Below are 21,672 nucleotides of genomic sequence, written 5' to 3' on the forward strand. Positions count from 1 at the left end.
ATCACCCTATAACGTTATTAAAAATTTTAATTTAGAACAGCTAAGTATAAAAATTTTTGCCTAGTTATAGCGCAATTTTCTTATCGTTAAATAGGCCTCATATATAAGCCGGTTGGTATAAGGAGAATTACTATGAAAGCTTTGGCAGTATGTGTATTTATCTATTTATTACTGTTTACTGATTTAATAACGTTTGTGCAGATTGATTCTTGGCAGTTGCCGTTATGGATTGCTGACATTAGTTGGGCTGGGCTCGAGCTTGTAGGTGCTTTGGCCGCAATTATTGCTGTAGTTGCGGTAGTGGCTTTAATTACTATGGGATTAGTTGGTGCGGGTGTAGTGGCATTAGCAGGGACTGTTTTAGCGCTTTTATTCGGATCTATAATGATTGCATGGCCGTTACTATTTGTTGCAGTGTTGTGTTGGCTTGTTGCCGATAACAAAAAAGTAGCCTCTTAATCCTTAATTTGACTGACTATTATAGGTTAACTATGTTAAATTTAGCCTGTAATTTAAAGTTTTCATAAGGATAAGAATGATGACGAAACTATGTTTTTCGATGGCTTCTGCATTAATATTTAGTTTTTTTTCGTCATCGTTGGCGGCGCACTCAGGGCACGATCATGGTTCTGATGTAGCTGTGCTCGAAGTAACTAACGCGCAAGTTAGAGAGTTTTTACCTGGCAGTACTTCAACTGTAGGTTATTTAACCCTTATTAATCACAGTGGAGCCGCAGCAACTTTAACTAAGGCAACTATTGATGGCTTAGGGCGTGTTGAAATACACGAGCATTCACATGTAGACGGCATGATGAAAATGCAACAAGTTGAATCGGTTGAAATTAAGGCGCACGAAAGCGTCAGCTTTCAGCCTGGCGGTTATCATTTAATGGCATTTGAACCACAAGAGCCATTAAAAGTAGGACAAGAACGTAAACTCACACTATATTTTAGTGACGGTAATCGCTTATTTACTAATGCTCAAGTCGTGTCGCTTGAAGCGCAAGCTAAGCAGTCAAAACCATCTACTCAACACGCTCATCATTAGGAGTACACATGTCGCAACATAAAGGAAAAATAGCAGGAATAATTGTTTTACTGCTTATCATTTTTTACGCAATTGCTGTTTATTGGAGCACAGAACCTTCACGTTTTGACGTTGTTGCCAACGCGAAAGAGCAAGCGCAGCTTCGTAATGAAAAAATAGTAACGGGTTATGTAACTACTTCTACATTAATTACGGTAGCCAATACCTTACTAGATAAACCGGGTGGCTACTTATCAAATGATGTAATACCACCAAGTATTATTATGGATGATATGCCAGCGTGGGAATATGGCGCACTAGAAATGGTACGTGATTTATCGCTTTCTATGCGAAAAGATTTTAGCCGTTCGCAATCACAGTCTACGGAACATGAAGCCCTTAAAAAGGCGCAGCCGCAGTTTAATATAAGCTCTGAGGCATGGGCATGGCCAAGTGCCGAAGGTGAGTACCAAAAAGGTATTGACTACTTAATGGTATATCGTGGACAAATTGCTAATGAGCATGAGCGCGATAGCCAATTTTACGCACGAGCAGATAACTTACGTAGTTGGCTTAAAGAAGCTGAAAAACGTTTAGGTAGCTTAAGCCAACGTTTAAGTGCGAGCGTAGGCCAAGAAAAAGTGAACACCGATTTAGCGGGTAATTCATCTAATAAACAAGCAACTCTTGCGCCACTGCAGCAGCAAGTAAGAACACCATGGTTGGAAATTGACGATGTGTTTTACGAGTCGCGCGGTGCAACTTGGGCATTACTGCATTTTTTACAAGCGATAGAGTATGACTTTAATGACGTACTTGAAAAGAAAAATGCACGTGTAAGCTTACAACAAATCATACGTGAACTTGAGGCCACTCAAGAAACAGTATGGAGCCCACTTATTTTAAACGGCAATGGTTTTGGCTATGTGGCAAACCATTCTTTAGTTATGGCAAATTATATTTCTAGAGCCAATGCGGCTTTAATCGAACTCAGCGAACTACTAGCTCAAGGATAAAAAATGAAAAAGTATTGTTTAGCAGCAGCCCTTTCAATGGCATGTTTAGCACCAGCAGCGCAAGCTGACACTCTACTAGGTTTATACGTAGGTGTTGATGGGTGGAAGTCAGATAACGATGGTCAATTTTCTTATAAAAATAATGCATCTCAAGATTTCAATTTTGAAGATGAGACGTTTGTAAGTTATTACGCGGCGCTTGAGCACCCAGTGCCATTAGTACCAAACATCAAATTAAAGTATACAGAGCTTGAGTTAAATGGTTCTGCGCTGCTTACAGATACATTTAGCTTCAATGGTTCTGATTATGTTGTTGGTTCTACTGTAAATACGGTAAGTGATTTAACGCATATTGATTATATTTTTTATTATGAAATTTTTGATAATGACTTAATCTCAATTGACTTAGGTTTAAATGCTAAGCAGTTTGATGGTGATATTGTTGTAAATGGTACTACTCAAAATGGTGGTACTAACTTTACCGAAACAAAAGATTTCTCTGGTTTTGTTCCTCTTGCATATGGCCGTGCCGAAGCTGGCTTACCTTTTACTGGTTTAAGTGTATTTTTTGAAGGTAGCTTTTTGGCTATTGACGATAGCAAAGTACAAGATTACCAAGTAGGCGTAGCGTGGGAACTTATTGATAACCTAGCAGTAGATGTTGCTGTTAAAGCAGGTTACCGCTCTATGGTATTAGAACTTGATGATGTAGATGATATTACTACTGATATTGATGCATCTGGCCCATTTGCGGGTATTCAGGTTCACTTTTAATTAGTATTTTCTAATTAAACAAAGCGTGGCATATTATTTTATTGCGTGCCACGCTAAATCAAACTCTCCCTCCAGCGCATTATTAATTAACTGCTTATAAATTTTATTTACAGGAAAATTAATGAGTTTAGATAACTCATCACCTGTTTGCGTGAATTTATAATAGCTTAATACCAAGTCACTGCTTTTTGCTTTTAACGTTACTTTTTGCGATAAAAATGAAAGGGTAAGTTCTTGCCCCGCTTTAAGTACTGCAGATTCAATTTCTTTTCTATACAGTAAATTAAGATCCATAAGTGTTAAAATATCAGGAAAACTAATACCTGTTTTTCCTAAATTTAGAGACACTTTATTGCCTTTTCGTAGCAAATCAAACAATGACGGTTTTTTGTAAAAGCCGAGTAAAATAAAGTGGCTGTCGTCTTTTTCGTTATAGCCTGAGAGCGACACACATTTTTGCAAAGAGTCAGCTTCTCGCTGTGTCATATGCTTTAACGTTTGCAGGCTTTTAATTGAAAACGTACCAGGGTTGAGTGTTTCTCCCGTTAAAATTTTGGCCCATAAAGTTTGCATTGACGCATTTGAAGTATCTTCGCACAGTGCGATAAAGTGCTCTACCCAGTCAGCATCGGGTTGTTTACTACTTGCTACATCGGGGCAAAACCCCATAGCCATTGCTAAAATTGACTCTATATTTTGTTGTTGTTTTATTAGTAGTAAATCTTGGCGCTTTTGGGCACGAGCTAAAACAGAGTTTTCACTGTTGATATGATAAAGCGGCTTAACTTGGCCTTTAATATCGTAATTTTGTTCGGGGGTAGGCAGTATTCCGTTACTGCCTATTTTTGTTATAGGGTAACCAAGTAAGGATTCGATAATGTTAGCAAGGTTAATTCTCGCTTGTGCTGTCTTGACTGGCATGGCTGTGCATTGTCCTTTGTGAATGACTAAGCTGAGCAACAGTTTTAAGGTTATTTAACCCCATTGAAACTGTATTACGGAGCACATTTTCGCTCAAAATTGCGGTGTAACCCGATATTAAAGGAGCGGTTGTTTGTCCGTTAATCTTACATATTAGAGTGACGATACCGTTTTGCTCACTAAAATTAAAAGTCCCCCTAATAATATGCTCAGCATTTAAAAGTATATTAAAGCTGACCTTATTTTGACTCACCGAAGTTATGATCATTTCACCATACCCCCATTTTCCCTTCCAAGACTGATGAGCACCCAGGCCAGAGTTCGGTTCGCCCAAAGTAAAACGTATACTGGGGTCTACTTTTTCCCATGGAGACCATTTTTGCCATTGATTAAAGTCAGTAATAAGCGGTTTTACTGCGTCAATATTTGCATTGATTTCTATTGTTTTATTTACATTATAACTTTGGGGAAGTATCAGCCCTACCAGTACTAATACCAATAACAATAACAGTACGCCTTTGATTAATATTTTTAATGGTTTAATAAGCACACCTTCTATTAATTTTTTGAGTTGAAATACAACAACTTTTTATTAATCGACTATAGTATGAATTAGATTATAAACCAAAAATAATTGATAAATTGCTACCTAGGAGAGCGAATGTCGTCAGATCAAAACGATTTTTTATTTTTTGAACAAGACTATGAAGATGATGCAGTTATTGAGCCGACTAAGTTTTGGGATATTTTAATTGTTGATGACGAACCTGAGATCCACTCTGTAACAAAGTTGGCTTTGTCTGGAGTTGAGTTTTGGGGGGCAGGCTTGCGATTTCATGATGCCTATTCGGGCGCTGAAGCAATAGAGATTTTAGCTAAAAATAACAATATTTCAGTTATTTTTTTAGACGTTATTATGGAAACTGACGATGCTGGCTTGCAGGTTGTAAAAAGGGTGCGTGACGAATTAAATAATCAACATGTAAGAATTATTTTAAGAACAGGGCAAGCTGGTAATATACCAGAGGAAAAAGTAATACGTGAGTACGACATAAATGATTATAAAACTAAAACAGAACTCACTCGCTCTAAATTAGTAACATCGCTCATAACCGCTATTCGCTCTTACGAGCAGGTATGCCAGCTTGAATATCAAAGTGATGCAATGAACACGATTGTTTTTGCATCAAAGTCTATTTTAGGGCTTACTGATATTAAGCAACTATGCAAAGAAATCATCAAGCACATGAGTATTATTTTAAAGTGTTCACCTCGAGGGCTTGTGTGCAGCAAATTAGATGGCGATGACTTTATTCAAGTCTTAGGTGGTTGTGGGCATTACGAAAACTACTTTGGTGAAAAATTAATTAATGTTGATAGCAAAGTATTTAAACAAGTTGAGTTGTGTTTTGATTTATCAAAGCATCAACATACAGACTCAAGTGCAACATTTGTATTAAGAAGTAAGCATAGAAAAGCGGCTTTATATATAGAATGTGACCATGTTCCTTTGCCAGCGCAGTTGCAGTTTGCTGAAATCTTCTTAACAAATGTGAGTGTGGCCCTCGATAATATAAGGCTGTTTGTAAAGTTAAGGGATGCAGCTTATAAAGATGTGCTTACAGGTATTTCAAATCGTACCAATTTTATTGAACGGGTAGTGCGCTATCAAAAGCCGCACGTGAATGATTATGTATTTGTACTACTTGATATAGTTAATTTTGCAGATATTAATAACGGCTTAGGGCAAGAGGTCGGCAATAAAGTATTAATTGGCATTGTGCAAAGGTTAAAAGAAAACTACCCGACAGCTAAATTACTATCTCGTATTGGTGCTGATGTTTTTGGTTTTATTATTCGCCGTGATGAACTCGACTTAAAAAAATTGAATGAGCAGTTAGGTGTTCCATTTTGCGCAGAAGAGCATACATTGCCTATCGATTTTAGATTGGGTTTATGCCAACAGCAAGACTTTCAAAGTAGCGGGATTGATACACTTAAAGTTGCTTATATTGCACTTAATCAAGCTAAAAAAACAAAACACAAAGAGGGAATTTATTACAGTGTAGACATGCAAGATAAAATGGCTTGGCGCATAGGAATTATTAGACAATTACGTCATGATTTTGCTCGAAACAAGTTAGAGGTATGGTATCAACCTCAACTTTCATTAGGGGACTTGTCTTTAATTGGGTGTGAGGCATTACTTAGGTGGCCCACCGGTAACGGATCATATATATCGCCAGCGGTATTTGTTCCACTTGCAGAAGATGCGGGCTTGATTGTTGATATAGGGCAGTGGGTTTTAGAGCAAGCTTGCCAACAACAAAAGCGCCTAGAAAATATGGGTACCGAAATTTGTATTGCGGTTAATGTGTCTGTTCCGCAGTTTAAAGTAAAAGGCTATGCTCAAAACGTTAAAAATACATTATTAAAATATGGTGTTAAGCCAAAAAACATAGAGTTAGAAGTCACAGAAAGCGTAGTAATGGATGAACTCGAAACTGTTATTAATACACTTAGAGAGCTTCAAGAGTTAGGGATTGAGGTTGCTATTGATGACTTTGGGACTGGCTTTTCATCGCTTAGTTATATACAAAGTTTACCCTTGGATAGGTTGAAAATAGATCGTGCATTTATTAAGGATCTGCCAAATGATGACACTGGCGCTATTGCTGCCTTAGTTATTTCTCTTGGTGCTAAGTTGGGTTTAAAAACGATTGCTGAAGGCGTTGAAACACAAGAACAAGCTCAGTTCTTAAAAAACTTAGGCTGTGATGAGGTACAAGGTTTTATGTATGCTAAACCCATGCCTGAGCATGAATTGATAGAATTTATAAATAAACGCTAAAAAAGATTAACTTATTATTATTTAAGTTAGGGCGTGTTGAACTTTTGTGATTAATTTTGCAGCAGATTGTTTGGTATTTAGGCAAGGCAGAGCCTATGTAGTGTGGTTGTTCCCCATAAATAGGCGATAACGCAGCATAAATGCCAAACATGCGCTGCCCTTTGGGTTCTTTCTAGGGACGATTAACTCTTTGTTGCTCGGTTTTTACTTAGCCCGCTAGGTTACAAACCTCGCGCCGCGATTAAATCGCCCCTAGATTGAACAAATTTCAATCCACAAAGATCAACACGCCCTAATGAACGATTTAGAATTTAAAGCGCGATATGCTTTGACTACTTTGTATATATAAAGAATTTAGTAGGGTATAATTCGCGCCTTTTGTTATTCTACGGCCACAATTATGAGCACACTCAAAGCTAAGCGCGCCTTATTTTCATACCCGAAATACTGGGCTGAATGTTATGGCACCGCGCCATTTTTACCAACTACACGTGAAGAAATGGATGCACTTGGCTGGGATAGCTGCGACATAATAATAATTAGTGGCGATGCGTATGTTGACCATCCTAGTTTTGGTATGGCTGTAATTGGCCGTGTACTTGAAGCGCAAGGCTTTAGAGTGGGGATTATTGCCCAACCTGCATGGAACTCTAAAGATGCATTTATGGAGCTCGGCAGACCGAATTTATTTTTTGGTGTAACAGCCGGCAACATGGATTCGATGATCAACCGCTATACAGCGGAAAAACGCATGCGCCACGATGATGCTTACACGCCTAATAACGTTGGCGGTAAGCGCCCAGATCGCGCCGTGATGATTTACTCGCAAAAATGCCGTGAAGCATACAAAGGTATCCCAATTGTTATTGGCGGTATTGAAGCCAGCCTTCGCCGTATTGCTCATTACGACTATTGGCAGGAAAAAGTACGTCGTAGTATTTTGTTTGATGCAAAAGCCGATATTTTAATTTACGGTAACGCAGAGCGCCCGCTAGTTGAAGTTGCACACCGTATTGCGGCGGGTGAAACGATGGATACGATTCAGGATATTCGCGGCACGGCTGTTATTCGAAAAGAGCCTCTACCTGGTTGGCGTGGCAGTGATTCTACCGCTATTGATAAAATTGGTAAAATCGACCCTATTCCAAACCCATATGGCGCGGATGATGTTGGCTGTAGTAAATCAGAATTTAAACAAGCGGGTATTGATTTAAAAGCAGAAGCGGCAAAACCAATCATGGTTCAGCCTGCACGTCCTAAGCCGTGGGAAAAAACCTATGTTAAGTTACCTGCTTATGAGCAAGTAAGTGTTAACAAACCTTTATACGCCCATGCCTCGCGAATTTTACACCAAGAAACAAACCCTGGTTGTGCAAGAGCGCTTTACCAACGACATGGCGATCGCTCTATTTGGGTAAACCCGCCAGCATATCCATTAGAAACACATGAGATGGATGCTGTATTTGGTTTGCCGTATCAGCGTATTCCTCACCCAAGTTATGGTGATGCTAAAATACCTGCTTACGATATGATTAAAACGTCAGTTAATATTATGCGTGGCTGTTTTGGTGGTTGTTCGTTTTGCTCAATTACAGAACATGAAGGGCGCATTATTCAAAGTCGTTCGCAAGAATCTATTATTGAAGAAATTGAACAAATTAGAGATAAAGTTCCCGGCTTTACTGGTGTTATTTCTGATTTAGGTGGCCCAACGGCGAATATGTATAAGCTGCGCTGTACTAGTAAAAAGGCCGAGAGTACCTGTAGACGCTTATCATGTGTATATCCTGATATTTGTAAACACATGGATACAGATCATACGCCAACAATAGATTTGTATAAAAAAGCACGTGAAGTTAAGGGTATTAAAAAGGTATTGATTGCTTCAGGTGTACGTTACGATTTAGCTGTACGCGACCCGCGTTACGTTAAAGAATTAGTAACGCATCATGTAGGCGGTTACTTAAAAATAGCGCCAGAGCATACAGAGGATGGTCCATTATCAAAAATGATGAAACCAGGTATGGGGGCGTACGATCAATTTAAAGAACTATTTGATAAGTACTCTAAAGAAGCCGGTAAAAAGCAGTATTTAATACCTTACTTTATATCTGCTCACCCAGGTACAAAAGATGAAGACATGGTAAACATGGCTTTATGGCTTAAATTAAACGACTTTAAGCTTGATCAGGTACAAAATTTTTACCCATCACCTATGGCTAATGCGACGACTATTTACCATACAGAGATGAACTCTTTACGTAATATAAAAAACAACTCAGAAGTTGTTCCAGTACCTAAAGGCGCACGCCAACGTAGATTACATAAAGCTATTTTACGCTACCACGATGCAGCTGGTTGGCCAATGATACGTGAAGCTCTACGTAAAATGGGTAAAGCTAATTTAATTGGTAAAGGGCCTAACTGTTTAGTGCCAGAAGAAGGGCGCGATGAAAAAGCAGGTAAAGGTGGTAAAAAAGGTGGGCGTCCGGCACTAACGCGACATACCGGTTTTAGCCAATTTAAAAAGGCAAACACTAAGCCAAAAGTAGGCGGTAATCGTCAAAGCACACGTTAGTAACTTTATTTTCTAATAGATAAGGCTAATTGCGGTACGCGTTTTTTAGCTTTTGTATACGTAAATTAAGTAAGCTTTGCTCTTTATTATCTATATTATTGTAGGTGATAAAGAGTGAGGTTTTAGAGCCCCTCTCTTTAGATATCCTGTGCTAAGTTTAGCTTTTTTTTAAAGCATTGATGATAACCACAAACGCAATTTAAGTGACCATAACGGCTGAATGCCGGTGAGTCCTTGCGTCATTTTATTATCTTTTAAGATTATATAAGATGGCGTGACATGTCCCTGCCAATCGGAAAATATCTCCCCGTGTTGATCGTTAACAGTACTGAAGCTGTAGCCTTGCTCATTTAAATAATCATGCAGCTCTTGAGCAGAGCCTGACTTTATCGCGATGCTCACAACAGCGTATTTATTCTCGTTTGCGAGTTCGTTTATGGCAGGGGAGGTAATACTACAAATAGGACACCAAGTTCCCCAAAAATACACAAGCGTGGGTTTATCTTGGCTCATTGCTGCTAAATCAATGTTTTGCCCTTTATAGTCGATTAATTGTAATTGAGGATTTGCTGGCATGACAGGTTGCTGCCACCAATTAACGGCGGTATAAATGACGAAAAATATAGAGCCATATACCAGTACACTTTTTAATATGGATACGCTTTTTTGTTTTAGCGTTTTTTTAGGTATGTCATTTTTATGTTTGGTATCCGTTGCCATAGCTACTGATTTACCCTAAGTATTTTTGCTGTAGTTTTTTACATTTAAAGCGTTTAATTTATATCAGCAACCATGTAGCAGTACCTAAAAAGGCGAATATACCAACAATATCAGTCACCGTGGTTAGCACCACACTCCCTGCAAGAGCAGGGTCTATATTCATTCTTTTAAGAATTATTGGAATACTTGCACCAGCAACACCTGCCACCACTAAGTTCATAAACATAGCGAAAGCGAGTACGCCACCAAGCATAAAGTCCCACTGCCATAGCGCAATAACACCCGCAATTAATAGTGACCACAAAATACCGTTTAGCGCGCCAATGGCCAGTTCTTTCATCATCAAGAAACGTTGGTTTGTTTGGTTTATATGACCTACTGCAATACCACGGATAACAAGCGTTAATGATTGGCTACCAGCAACACCACCCATAGAAGGGACAATACCGTTAAGCACAGCCAAAATAGGGAGCACATCTAAAGTGCCTTCAAAAAAGCTAGCTACAAAAGCAGCTGCAAGTGCGGTTAGTAAATTAACTCCTAGCCAAACTGAGCGTTTTTTAGAGCTTTTTAGTACAGGCGCGAATGTATCCTCTTCATCATCAAGACCGGCTAGGCTTAATAAGCTATGCTCGGCATCTTCTCGGATTACATCAACGATGTCATCGATAGTAACACGACCGAGGAGTTGGTCGTTATCGTCCACCACAGGGGCCGATATCCAATTATGGCGCTCAAATAATTGCGCTACTTCACTTTCATCCATTGATATTGGGATAGACTCACAATCTTCATCCATTAAATCGCGCACAATTTTTTCTGGCGGATTAGTTAATAATGTACTCAGCGATAAAGCGCCTATAAAGCAGTTATGTTTATCAACAACATATAAATCATCTGTACCCTCTGGTAACTCACCACGCAGTCTAATATAACGAAGTACAACATCGAGTGTTACATCAGGGCGAATGGTCACCGTATCGGTGTTCATTAGCGCACCTGCTGAACGCTCTTGATATGACAGTGCTTGCGTGGCACGTTCACGGTCTTGAATGTCCATCGCGCTAACAACGTCTTTATAGACGGTATCTGGCAGGCTACGTAATACTTCACCTAAGTCATCGTGGCCCATGTCTTCAGTTGCGGCGGCAATGTGCTTAGGTTCCATTTGGGCAATAATGCCTAAACGAACATCTTCAGATAATTCTTCAAGAACATCACCCTGCACATCAGGATCGACCAATTGCCAAAGCAGTCGGCGAATTTTATGCGGTGATGATTCTAATAATAATGCGGTATCACAAGGAGCCGTTTTTGCGAGCATGCGCCTAACTTGAACAAATTGACCACTATTGAGTGACTTCGTCACCTGTTTTAGTTGCTGTAGTGGGTAATCTTGTTCAAAAGCTTCAGGCATTGGCGTCCTTTATAAATTGTTATATTACTTTATGGGGGGGAGGTGAGTTAACTGGCGTTACTAACCTATCTATTTTATATATCTGTTTTAATTGAAGCATTAGTAATGCGAATATTGTTTTTATAAAACAGGTTATTCTTGTTCATTAAAGCGTTGTGCTATTAATTCTCCAACAGCGTGTAAAGCTTGCTCAGAATCAGGGCCTTTACAAACAACTTTAACTTCTTTTCCTTGGCTACTTTCAAGTAACATTAGTGCAAGTACGCTATCGCCTGCTGCTTCTTTGTCATCTTGGAATAATGTGATTGTCGCATCAAATTGTACTGCTAATTGCGCAAGCACAGTAGCTGCTCTGGCGTGTAAGCCTAATTTGTTTTTTATTAAAAAGGTATCTTCACAATGCATAACTTACTCTACCTAAGCTGAACAGGTGATTATTCAGCTATATTATTTTTCTTGCTCGCGATGGCGAATTTTTACATTGGGATGTGTCATTGCGAAACTTTCACCGATAGTTTGCGCTAAATACACAGAGCGATGTTGCCCGCCTGTACACCCAATAGCAATGGTTAAATAACTGCGGTTATTTCGTTCTAAATGTGGTAACCACGTTTGTACAAATGTTTGAATTTGCCATGTGAATTTTTGCACTATGCTGTGATTAGCTAAATAGTCTTTAACCGGTTGATCTAACCCATTTAAAGGCTTTAACTCTGGTTCCCAGTGTGGATTTGGTAAAAAGCGTGCATCAAATACGTAGTCTGCTTCTTTTGGTATACCGTGTTTAAAACCAAATGATTCAAATGTGACAATCAGTTGCTTATCTTTTTTACCTAAAATCTTTTCACGAATAGATTCAGCGAGTTGATGAACACTTAAATCAGTCGTATCTACCATAAAGTCGGCGCGAGTGGTTAATACATCAAGTAATTCTTTTTCTTTTTTGATGGCTAAATCAAGCGGCAACGAGTCTATTGATAGTGGGTGTAATCTGCGTGTTTCAGAAAAGCGTTTGATCAATGTCTGATCGTCGCTATCTAAATAAAATAACGTAGGGTTTGCAAAGCCTGGTAAGTATTCAAGAATATCGTTAAATTCATCTTGTTCTTTAGGGATGTTGCGCACATCAATGCTAACAGCAATTTTATCGTAGCTATCAGACACACTGCGAACTAATGAAGGTAGTAGGTTTACTGGAATATTATCAACGCAATAATAACCTAAATCTTCTACAACGCGCAAAGCAACCGACTTTCCAGAACCAGAACGGCCGCTTATGATAATTAACTCCATTTAACACCCTTTATAAAACTATGATTGATCGACAATAACTTGGTAAAGCTCAGTATCAGATTTTGCACTGCGTAACTGTTTACAAAAATCTTTGTTGTTTAGTTTATCAGCAATGGTTGCTAGAGTCTTTAAGTGCTGCTGGTTATCGCCATCTGGTACGATGAGTGCGACAAAAATATCAACAGGGCGATTATCGATTGCATCAAAGTTTATTGGAGTTTCGCTAACGAGCACTAAAGCCAAAGGCTCTTCTGCACCGCTCATTCTTCCATGAGGAATAGCAATGCCACGCCCTATACCTGTACTACCTAATTTCTCTCTGCTCATTAAAGCATTAAGAATATCTTGTTGCGGTAAATACGGAAGTTTGTCGTGAGCAAGTTCGCTAATGAACTCTAAAATTCTTTTTTTGCTATTAAAAAGGACCGCAGCTTTGCTGCAGTCCTGGCATATAAGTGAACTTAATTTCATCATATTAGTGTCGAGCAAGCTTCTCTTTGTGTTTGATTACTTGGCGATCGAGCTTGTCGATCAACGAGTCAATAGCGGCATACATATCTTGATGTTCTGTAGAGGCAAATAGCTCAGCACCGCTTACGTGTATTGTGGCTTCTGCTTTTTGATTTAATTTTTCTACATCGAGAATGACATGAACATTATTTATATGATCAGAGTGTCTTTCAAGCTTCGCAAATTTAGTATTAATATAGTCTCTTAGTGAATCGGTTAATTCTACGTGACGACCAGTTAAGTTTAGTTGCATAAGCATTACCCTCTTAGTTTAGCGTCTTAAATCAGACTTTTACGCTGATTTGACGGTGGAATAGCAAGAGATTCGCGGTATTTTGCGATTGTACGTCTTGCTACTTTAATTCCTTGCTCAGCCAATATATCCGCTATTTTGCTATCACTCAATGGTTTTGCTGAGTTTTCTGCTGCGATTAATTTTCGGATAAGCGCACGTATTGCTGTAGATGAACATTCACCACCGTTTTCAGTACTTACATGGCTTGAGAAAAAGTATTTAAGCTCAAATATACCACGGGGTGTATGCATGTACTTTTGAGTAGTTACGCGCGAAATTGTCGATTCGTGCATTTCTACCATTTCAGCGACATCATTTAAAACCATTGGTTTCATGGCTTCAGGGCCATGTTCAAAAAAGCCTTGTTGTTGCTTAACAATACAATTAGTAACTTTTAATAGCGTGTCGTTTCTACTTTCTAAGCTTTTAATAAACCATTTAGCTTCTTGTAAATGTGAGCGAATAAACTGGCTGTCGCCACTTGATTTTACAGTGCGAGACATTGCCGCGTATTGGCTATTAACACGAATTTTAGGCATGCTATCTGGGTTTAATTCGACAACCCAGCGGCCTTTAATTTTTTTAACTGACACATCAGGAATAACATACTCAGATTCTTCCCTTACTATAGTATCTGCAGGTTTTGGGTTGAGAGTATGTATTAGTGTCATTACTTCTTTAAGCTCTTCTTCTTTGAGCTTAGTTTTTTTCATTAATGTACGATAGTCGCGAGCTGCTAATAGATCAATATGCTCGGTTAAAATCATTTTCGTTTCATTAATGTAAGGTGTTTCTTTATCAAATTGATTAAGCTGAATACACAAACACTCTTGTAAACTACGTGCAGCAATACCAACAGGATCAAACAGTTGGATGCGTTTTAATACCGCTTCAATTTCATCAAGTTCGACTTCGTTATCATCTTCGTTTTCTTGATTAAAGCTTTCTAAAATTTCTTCGCAGCTTAGTGTTAAAATACCTGAATCATCGACGGCTTCTACAATCGCAATAGCGATGGCTTCATCGGTAGGGCTAAATGGCGTTAGTTGTAATTGCCACATTAAATACTCATGGAGCGTTTCAGTAGAGGCGCCTTGGTATATAGATTCATCTTCAGGCATTGGACCTGATGAGGCTGCAGGAGCGGCACTCATGTACTCATCCCAACTAACATCCATAGCCATGTCGTCACTTAGCGTGTCTTTTGCAAGTGCTTCACCAGTATCTTGTTCGTATTCGCTCGGAGCATCATCAGCAGATGCGCTAACAGTTATGTCATCGGTATCAGCTTTTTGCTCGTTTTTACCAGCAGCGTCTTCGGAATAGTCTGCCTCTTCAACCTCTAATAGTGGATTACTGTCGAGAGCTTCTTGTATTTCTTGCTGGAGATCCAATGTACTGAGTTGCAACAAACGAATAGCTTGTTGCAACTGTGGAGTCATTGTAAGTTGCTGGCCCATGCGCAGCTGTAGTGATTGCCTCATGTATCTCTAACAATCCTTTTATGTTGTTATAATTAATACTAGCAGATGCTTAAAGACATGGCGTAAATGTTACAGCCTAAATTGCTCGCCTAAGTAAACATCGCGTACTGTTTTATCATTTAATACGTGTTCTGGAGTACCTGATGCAATCAGCTCCCCATGAGAAACAATGTAGGCTTTTTCACAAACATCAAGGGTCTCTCTTACGTTATGGTCGGTAATTAATACACCAATCCCACGATTTTTAAGATGTTCTATTATTTTCTTTATATCTAATACCGAAATAGGGTCAACACCGGCAAACGGTTCATCCAGTAGTATAAATTTAGGATCTGCTGCCAGCGCTCGTGCTATTTCTACACGACGACGTTCTCCACCCGATAATGCCATACCTTGGCTATCACGAATGTGTTGTATGCTAAATTCATCTAATAAGTTATTGAGCGTGTCTTCTCTGGCTTGTTTATTTAGTTCTTTGCGTGTTTCTAAAATGGCCATTAAGTTTTGATAAACAGTCAGCTTTCTAAAAATCGATGACTCTTGTGGTAAGTAGCCTATGCCTAATCTAGCACGACTATGCATAGGTAAAAGAGTAATATCGTTATCATCAATAGATATTTTACCTTTGTCGCTAGGAACAAGCCCTACAATCATATAAAAAGTCGTTGTTTTACCAGCACCGTTAGGGCCAAGTAAGCCAACTATACTGCCAGCTTGTACTTCAAGGCCGACGTTTTTTACAACTTCACGACCTTTATAGCTTTTTGCCAATAGTTCTGCTTTTAATGTGCTCATGGTTGACCTTTATCGCCTTTTTTACTTTTTTTAGTTTCGATCGGTACTAAAATTGTGTGAACGCGGTCAGTTGAGTTTTCATCTTTTTCGGCACTGATGAGCTGCTGCTCTATGTCGTAGGTAATGCTTTTAGCATTTATTTTTTGTCCGGCTTGCGATACTTGTGCATTACCAACAAGCGTTAAAAAACGCTTAGATACATCATAACGTACTTCGTCAGCACTGGCGCTCATAGTCGTGCCGTCTGATTGCTTTTCTTCAAAGTGCGCAGGGCTACCTGTGGCAATTAATAATTGTTTATTATCACCAAGTTCATCACGTTTGTGTACTTCTAGGCGATCGGCTGTAATGCGGCGATTACCGTGAATAATCTCAACGTTTTTCTCAAAAATACCCACATTAGCTTTTAATTGACCTTCTTGCTTGTCGGCACTTATTGAAATTTGATTGGCAGCAGGTTGCGTGTTTTGTTCTGCAGCACTACTATTAAACGCTAGTATAAGTGTAGGAATTATCAGTGATTTTAATATTTTATTGGTCATAATATATGGTTCGCGTATGGTTAATTAGTTTTATCACTTCGGTTTTTAAGTCGGCTTCTAGGCCTTTACCGGTGATTTTTAAATTGGGTCCAGTGATAATGACGGGTTGCTCCGAACGCATTGTTAATAACTTTATATCAACCTGAATATTATCAGCATTGATTTTGTCTATCATGACGTTATCGGTTAAATTTTTGGCAACCACATTACCTTCTAAAATTAATTGTTTATCTTCGTATAATGTTGCTTCGTCTGCATTTATTTGCCACGTTTGTTGTTCGTTATATAAAGTAAAAATGGGTTTTTCGAAAAACGTGAAACCTAATTGCTGGTATAGCTCCATTTTAGCCGCAGTGACTTTGTGGCTAATTTTACCTTGCTCATCATAGGCTGTCTGTTTGAGCTCAATAGCTATGTAATCAGGCTTAGCAACAACTTCAGGCTCAGCCTGAGGCACAATATTTGTTTGTGTAAAATAAGGGTACCAAAGCCAAACCATACAGCTAATGAATAAAACGCTTAATATTATGCGCGCTGCATTCATGAACTAGTGCCTTGTGTAGTCAATGCTTTACCATTTTCAAGCATGAGCAAATCGGTGAGTTCTCTCACAGCACCAAAACCGCCAGGCATTTGCGTTACATAATGTGACAAACGCTTAATAAGCGGGTGGGCATCATTTACTGCAACGGCAAAGCCTACTAACTCCATAACAGGCATGTCAGGACCGTCATCACCAATATAAGCAATTTGTTCATCGCTAAGGTTGAGTTTATCTTTTAATTCTTGATAGGCAATGAGCTTATTTTCTTGGCCTTGATAAATATGCTGTACGGTTAAGCTGCTCATACGTTGTTGTACTATCTGTGAATGACGACCAGTAATAACAGCTACTTCAAAGCCACTGTTTATAAGTGCTTTAATGCCAAAACCATCTTTTGTATTAAATGCTTTTAGCTCTTCACCTTGATTGCCAAGGTAAATACGGCCATCAGAAAATACACCATCAATATCGCATATAAGTAGTTTTACTTTTTTAGCGCGTGCTTTTGCATCATCGCTCAGCGGTTGATAGAGTTCTTCAAATTGCATTTATAACACTCCTGCTTTTAATAGGTCTTGCATATTTAATGCGCCAATAGGTTGGTTTTTCTCATTGACGACGATTAGGCCATTTATACGTTTACGTTCCATAATATTGAGCGCTTCAGCGGCTAAAATATCTTGCGTAGCTGTAGTGCATGACTTAGTCATAACAACATCTATTTGTGTTGTATGAATATCAATTCTTTGTTCTAAAATGCGACGTAAGTCACCATCGGTAAATAACCCTACGAGTTGCTGATTTTCATCAACAATGGCTGTCATACCTAACCCTTTAGCTGACATTTCTATTAGAGCATCTTTAACTGTTTGTGAAACATCAATAATAGGTGTATTTGCGCCGCTGTGCATAACATCTTTTAAAGTAAGTAATAAGCGCTTGCCTAAACTACCACCTGGGTGAGATAGCGCGAAGTCATCAGCTGTAAAGCCGCGAGCTTCTAATAATGCAACTGCCATGGCATCGCCCATCGCAAGCGTTGCAGTGGTACTTGATGTAGGGGCTAGACCCAATGAACAAGCTTCTTTTTCTACTTTAATGCACACATGTACATTAGCAAGGGTTGCCATTGTTGATTGTGTATTGCCAGTCATCGCTATCATTTTGGCACCAAGTCGTTTTAAAACCGGAATGATATTTAAAACTTCGCTGGTTTCCCCTGAATTAGAAATAAGCATAACCACGTCATTTTTAGTGATCATACCTAAATCACCATGACTTGCTTCACCAGGGTGAACAAAAAACGCAGGGCTGCCAGTGCTTGCAAGGGTTGCCGCTATTTTATTGCCAATATGGCCTGATTTTCCCATGCCAATAACAATAATACGGCCTTCACAGTCGTACATTAATTGGCACGCGTTATGAAAATTTTCATCTACATATTGTGCAATATCACTAAGTGCTTGGCGCTCAACATCTAAAACGCGAAGGCCTTGTTCAATAAAGTTTAGCGTTGCCATCATTTACCCTACTTGACTAAAAATATACCCTTGGTAACCCAAAAACGCTATTAGCAATAAGCCGCCTTCTACCCTATTGATACGCTGGGTGCCTCTAAAGTTCAATGACATAATAATAAGAGCAAGTGTTGCACCAATCATAATTAATATATCTCGGCTTACTAACGATGGATCAACTGCTGAAGGATTAATAATACCTGCTAGAGGTAATACAGCTAAAATATTAAATATGTTTGATCCAACAATATTACCTAGTGCTAAATCATCTTCATTTTTAAGTACACCTGCAACCGAGGCGGCAAGTTCCGGCAAGCTAGTACCAATGGCAATAATTGTTAAACCAATGACTAAGTCGCTTAAGCCGAAGTATTTAGCAATATCAACAGCTGAGCCGATTAAAAAATGAGAACTAACCGGCAGGAGTATTATGCCGACAATTAACCAAAATACCGCTTTTTTAGTAGGTACATCGTTTGGTACATCGTCGCAGGCTTCTGAGACAAATGGGTCATCTTGGTTTTTTGCACGCATAGATACAATGATTAACCCACCGATGAATACGATAAAGCCAACTAAAAGCGCAACACCTTCACTAAATGAAAAGTAGTTATCTGAGAACACATACCAAGTAGCTAAAGATACGAGCATCACTAATGGCATTTCACGTTTTAACGTACTAGATGAAACTGAAAGAGGGCGAAATAGAGCAGTGATACCTAACACAAGTAAAATGTTTGTAATATTAGAGCCAACAGCATTGCCAACGGCTGTGTCGGTTTTGTTAGCCAAAGCGGCAGAGGCTGAAACCATCATTTCAGGGGCTGAAGAGCCCATGGCTACAACGGTCAAACCAACAATAAGTGTAGGTACACCAAAGTTTTTAGCAAGAGCCGCAGCCCCATAAACAAACCTATCGGCACTCCAAACAAGAGCTGCAAAACCAAGAATTAAAATAACAAACGAGGTAACCATTGTGTTAAGCCAGTTATACAAAATACGGATGGCGCGAATAGTAACAAAAGCCAAGATGAAAGTATAAATAAAAGAGTAAGGTCAACTGCGTAACAATGTTGCTTTTAAACAGCTAATTTAAAAATTTAAGCCGGGGTTAAGCTGTTTTGAGCGAGTCTTATAATCCTTTTCATGGGTGTATTACAAAATCTTACGAATTGTTTTTTCCATCTTTGACAAAAAAGCTTTAAAATAGGTGCACTAGTGAACATTTTTATGGAGAGCGACTTGTCGCAATCAATAGTAGAAGTCAAGGATGTTAGCTTTTCGAGAGGCAATAGAATCATATATAAAAATATGAGTTTTAGCGTTCCTAAAGGTAAAATTACTGCGATCATGGGGCCAAGCGGAATTGGCAAAACCACTATGTTGCGTTTAATTGGTGGTCAGCTTAAACCAGATTCAGGTGATATTTTATTTGAAGGTGGCAGCATTCCTAAAATGTCTCGTAAAGAGTTATACGAAGCACGTACTAAAATGAGCATGCTTTTTCAAAGTGGTGCGCTGTTTACTGATATGTCGGTATTTGACAATATCGCGTTTCCTATAAGAGAGCACACAAAGCTAAGTGAAGACCTTATTCGATTAGTTGTGTTAATGAAATTGCAAGCTGTTGGGCTACGTGGCGCTAAAGATTTAATGCCCTCTGAGTTATCCGGCGGTATGGCAAGACGTGCTGCACTTGCGCGCGCTATAGCACTTGATCCAGAGCTAATCATGTACGATGAACCATTTGCAGGACAAGATCCTATTTCGATGGGCGTATTGGTTAAGCTAATTAAGTCGCTCAACGAAGTATTAGGTTTATCGTCTTTAATCGTGACGCACGATGTTACAGAGGTAATGAGTATTGCCGAACACGTTATAATTATCGCCGATCAGGGGGTAATTGGTTCTGGTACTCCAGATGAAATGCGTAATCATGAATCTCCTTTAGTTCAACAGTTTTTAAAAGGCTTGTCGGATGGTCCAGTACCATTTCATTTTCCGGCTCAGGCTTATGCAGACGAACTACTTGGAGAAAAAGCATAATGTTGGATTTATTTCAAAAGCTAGGGCATAAAACGCTAGGACGTTTTGCGGCCCTTGGTCGTTCTGCTTATATGCTGTTTAGTGCATTAGCGCATGTTCCTAATTTTAAAAAAGGCACACCTTTACTTGTTCGCCAGCTCTATATGGTTGGTTCGCAATCGTTACTCATTATTATGGTGTCGGGTTTGTTTATCGGCATGGTGTTGGCTCTACAAGGTTACACCGTATTGGTTGGTTATGGCGCTGAGGATAGTTTAGGGCCGTTAGTGGCACTGAGCTTATTGCGAGAACTAGGCCCGGTTGTTACTGCATTATTATTTGCAGGACGCGCAGGTAGCGCTTTGACAGCTGAAATTGGCTTAATGAAAGCAACAGAGCAACTTTCATCACTTGAGATGATGGCAATCGATCCGCTAAAACGTATTATTGCACCGCGCTTTTGGGCGGGTTTTATAAGTATGCCATTGCTTGCATTGATATTTTCAGCCGTAGCAATTATAGGCGCTCATTTAGTGGGGGTAGATTGGCTGGGGGTTGATACAGGTAGTTTTTGGTCAATCATGCAATCACAAGTGTCGTTTCAGCAAGACATACTAAACGGTATTATTAAGAGTTTTGTATTTGCCATAGTGGTGACCTGGATTGCGCTTTATAAAGGATATGACTGTGTGCCGACCTCAGAAGGGATCAGCAAAGCAACCACCGAAACGGTTGTTCATTCGTCATTAGCAGTTTTAGGTTTTGACTTTATTTTGACAGCGGTAATGTTTACCAGCTAATAGGGTATAGATAATGAATTCACGGAAATTAGAAATTTTAGTTGGTTTTTTTGTAGCACTTGGCATTTTAGCTTTTGCGATGCTTGCACTTAAAGTTGCCAATTCAGGTATTAGTGGCTCTGGCGAAACATATACGCTTAATGCCAAGTTTGAAAACATTGGCTCGTTAAAAGCGCGTGCGCCGGTAAAAGTAGGTGGTGTTGTAATTGGTCGTGTTGAATCAATTTATGTACACCCACAAGAATTTTTACCAGTCGTTAATATGACCATTGACGCACAGTACTTATGTCGTTTTTCAGACACAAGCTCAATCTCTATTTTAACGTCGGGTATTTTAGGTGAGCAGTACTTAGGTATTCACCCTGTAATTTCTCCAGATTCTGCTAAACAACGTTGTTTAGGCGAAACAGTGACTGAGAACAAGCAAGATGAAGCAATTGACGATTTATTTGGTGTGGAAAGCAAAGCACTAGGTGATGGCGATTCAATTACTGACACTAAGTCTGCCATTGTACTTGAAGAATTAATCGGGCAGTTTTTATTCAACCAAGGTAGTGAGTAAT

The 21,672-nt window shown here is 39.2% G+C and carries 24 protein-coding genes; 9 read left to right on the forward strand and 15 right to left on the reverse strand.

Annotation, left to right across the window (positions count from 1 at the left end; all coding sequences use genetic code 11):
* The first annotated feature begins 132 nt into the window (after positions 1–132).
* From GQR47_RS09485 to GQR47_RS09500, 4 genes are all read left to right on the forward strand, one after another.
* Positions 133–459: a hypothetical protein gene (locus GQR47_RS09485; RefSeq protein ID WP_024595804.1), complete on the forward strand. Its 327-nt coding sequence runs from the start codon at positions 133–135 to the stop codon at positions 457–459.
* A gap of 76 nt (positions 460–535) precedes the next feature.
* Positions 536–1,048 (forward strand): copper chaperone PCu(A)C, encoded by a 513-nt coding sequence (locus tag GQR47_RS09490; RefSeq protein ID WP_084324646.1) that lies wholly within the window; start codon positions 536–538, stop codon positions 1,046–1,048.
* A gap of 8 nt (positions 1,049–1,056) precedes the next feature.
* On the forward strand, positions 1,057–2,043 hold the full coding sequence (locus tag GQR47_RS09495) for a DUF2333 family protein (RefSeq protein ID WP_024603343.1): 987 nt from the start codon (positions 1,057–1,059) through the stop codon (positions 2,041–2,043).
* A gap of 3 nt (positions 2,044–2,046) precedes the next feature.
* Positions 2,047–2,817: a TIGR04219 family outer membrane beta-barrel protein gene (locus GQR47_RS09500; RefSeq protein ID WP_002957929.1), complete on the forward strand. Its 771-nt coding sequence runs from the start codon at positions 2,047–2,049 to the stop codon at positions 2,815–2,817.
* A gap of 33 nt (positions 2,818–2,850) precedes the next feature.
* Here GQR47_RS09500 and GQR47_RS09505 read toward each other — a convergent pair whose 3' ends face one another.
* Together GQR47_RS09505 and GQR47_RS09510 are read right to left on the reverse strand one after the other, a co-directional pair.
* Complete coding sequence (locus GQR47_RS09505; RefSeq protein ID WP_002957930.1) at positions 2,851–3,738, reverse strand: TIGR03899 family protein; 888 nt, start codon at positions 3,736–3,738, stop codon at positions 2,851–2,853.
* A complete protein-coding gene (locus GQR47_RS09510; protein WP_024595802.1) occupies positions 3,707–4,288 on the reverse strand; it encodes an SRPBCC family protein in 582 nt (193 codons plus the stop codon). Before GQR47_RS09510 ends, GQR47_RS09505 begins: the two co-directional genes overlap by 32 nt.
* 111 nt (positions 4,289–4,399) lie before the next feature.
* Between GQR47_RS09510 and GQR47_RS09515 the strand changes: the two genes are divergently transcribed.
* Positions 4,400–6,589 (forward strand): EAL domain-containing protein, encoded by a 2,190-nt coding sequence (locus tag GQR47_RS09515; protein ID WP_024595801.1) that lies wholly within the window; start codon positions 4,400–4,402, stop codon positions 6,587–6,589.
* A gap of 400 nt (positions 6,590–6,989) precedes the next feature.
* A complete protein-coding gene (locus tag GQR47_RS09520) occupies positions 6,990–9,167 on the forward strand; it encodes a YgiQ family radical SAM protein (protein ID WP_024595800.1) in 2,178 nt (725 codons plus the stop codon).
* 168 nt (positions 9,168–9,335) lie between these two features.
* Here GQR47_RS09520 and GQR47_RS09525 read toward each other — a convergent pair whose 3' ends face one another.
* The 13 genes from GQR47_RS09525 to GQR47_RS09585 form a co-directional block, all read right to left on the reverse strand.
* Complete coding sequence (locus tag GQR47_RS09525; RefSeq protein ID WP_024595799.1) at positions 9,336–9,887, reverse strand: protein disulfide oxidoreductase; 552 nt, start codon at positions 9,885–9,887, stop codon at positions 9,336–9,338.
* Positions 9,888–9,945: 58 nt separating this feature from the next.
* On the reverse strand, positions 9,946–11,304 hold the full coding sequence (gene mgtE / locus GQR47_RS09530) for a magnesium transporter (RefSeq protein WP_002957935.1): 1,359 nt from the start codon (positions 11,302–11,304) through the stop codon (positions 9,946–9,948).
* Between the two features lie 132 nt (positions 11,305–11,436).
* Positions 11,437–11,709: an HPr family phosphocarrier protein gene (locus tag GQR47_RS09535; RefSeq protein ID WP_002957937.1), complete on the reverse strand. Its 273-nt coding sequence runs from the start codon at positions 11,707–11,709 to the stop codon at positions 11,437–11,439.
* A gap of 42 nt (positions 11,710–11,751) precedes the next feature.
* Complete coding sequence (gene rapZ / locus GQR47_RS09540; protein WP_024595798.1) at positions 11,752–12,597, reverse strand: RNase adapter RapZ; 846 nt, start codon at positions 12,595–12,597, stop codon at positions 11,752–11,754.
* 18 nt (positions 12,598–12,615) lie between these two features.
* The gene (ptsN, locus tag GQR47_RS09545; protein ID WP_024595797.1) at positions 12,616–13,068 is read right to left on the reverse strand and encodes a PTS IIA-like nitrogen regulatory protein PtsN; all 453 of its coding nucleotides are present in this window, start codon (positions 13,066–13,068) and stop codon (positions 12,616–12,618) included.
* Positions 13,069–13,072: 4 nt separating this feature from the next.
* Entirely contained in the window at positions 13,073–13,360 is a 288-nt protein-coding gene (gene hpf, locus GQR47_RS09550; RefSeq protein WP_007580301.1) for a ribosome hibernation promoting factor, read from the reverse strand.
* Between the two features lie 26 nt (positions 13,361–13,386).
* Positions 13,387–14,886 (reverse strand): RNA polymerase factor sigma-54, encoded by a 1,500-nt coding sequence (locus GQR47_RS09555; RefSeq protein ID WP_002957941.1) that lies wholly within the window; start codon positions 14,884–14,886, stop codon positions 13,387–13,389.
* Between the two features lie 69 nt (positions 14,887–14,955).
* Positions 14,956–15,681, reverse strand: coding sequence for an LPS export ABC transporter ATP-binding protein (gene lptB / locus GQR47_RS09560; RefSeq protein WP_002957942.1), 726 nt, complete (start codon positions 15,679–15,681; stop codon positions 14,956–14,958).
* The gene (gene lptA, locus GQR47_RS09565) at positions 15,678–16,223 is read right to left on the reverse strand and encodes a lipopolysaccharide transport periplasmic protein LptA (RefSeq protein WP_002957943.1); all 546 of its coding nucleotides are present in this window, start codon (positions 16,221–16,223) and stop codon (positions 15,678–15,680) included. The genes lptB and lptA overlap by 4 nt, the downstream gene beginning before the upstream one ends.
* Positions 16,213–16,767, reverse strand: coding sequence for an LPS export ABC transporter periplasmic protein LptC (gene lptC / locus GQR47_RS09570; protein WP_024595796.1), 555 nt, complete (start codon positions 16,765–16,767; stop codon positions 16,213–16,215). The genes lptA and lptC overlap by 11 nt, the downstream gene beginning before the upstream one ends.
* A complete protein-coding gene (kdsC, locus tag GQR47_RS09575; RefSeq protein ID WP_007580311.1) occupies positions 16,764–17,315 on the reverse strand; it encodes a 3-deoxy-manno-octulosonate-8-phosphatase KdsC in 552 nt (183 codons plus the stop codon). The genes lptC and kdsC overlap by 4 nt, the downstream gene beginning before the upstream one ends.
* A complete protein-coding gene (locus tag GQR47_RS09580; RefSeq protein ID WP_002957946.1) occupies positions 17,316–18,287 on the reverse strand; it encodes a KpsF/GutQ family sugar-phosphate isomerase in 972 nt (323 codons plus the stop codon). It abuts the gene before it with no gap.
* Between the two features lie 3 nt (positions 18,288–18,290).
* The gene (locus tag GQR47_RS09585; protein ID WP_024595795.1) at positions 18,291–19,259 is read right to left on the reverse strand and encodes a calcium/sodium antiporter; all 969 of its coding nucleotides are present in this window, start codon (positions 19,257–19,259) and stop codon (positions 18,291–18,293) included.
* Positions 19,260–19,514: 255 nt separating this feature from the next.
* Between GQR47_RS09585 and GQR47_RS09590 the strand changes: the two genes are divergently transcribed.
* Genes GQR47_RS09590 through mlaD form a run of 3 tightly spaced genes read left to right on the forward strand, consistent with a single transcriptional unit; the run spans position 19,515 to position 21,671 of the window.
* A complete protein-coding gene (locus GQR47_RS09590; protein WP_076914915.1) occupies positions 19,515–20,330 on the forward strand; it encodes an ATP-binding cassette domain-containing protein in 816 nt (271 codons plus the stop codon).
* Positions 20,330–21,109, forward strand: a complete 780-nt coding sequence (gene mlaE / locus GQR47_RS09595) for a lipid asymmetry maintenance ABC transporter permease subunit MlaE (protein WP_002957949.1) — start codon at positions 20,330–20,332, stop codon at positions 21,107–21,109. The genes GQR47_RS09590 and mlaE overlap by 1 nt, the downstream gene beginning before the upstream one ends.
* 13 nt (positions 21,110–21,122) lie before the next feature.
* Positions 21,123–21,671, forward strand: coding sequence for an outer membrane lipid asymmetry maintenance protein MlaD (gene mlaD / locus GQR47_RS09600; RefSeq protein WP_002957950.1), 549 nt, complete (start codon positions 21,123–21,125; stop codon positions 21,669–21,671).
* Position 21,672 lies beyond the last annotated feature (1 nt).

It is taken from the genome of Pseudoalteromonas sp. Z1A2, from assembly GCF_011378755.1.
GTDB lineage: Bacteria > Pseudomonadota > Gammaproteobacteria > Enterobacterales > Alteromonadaceae > Pseudoalteromonas > Pseudoalteromonas distincta.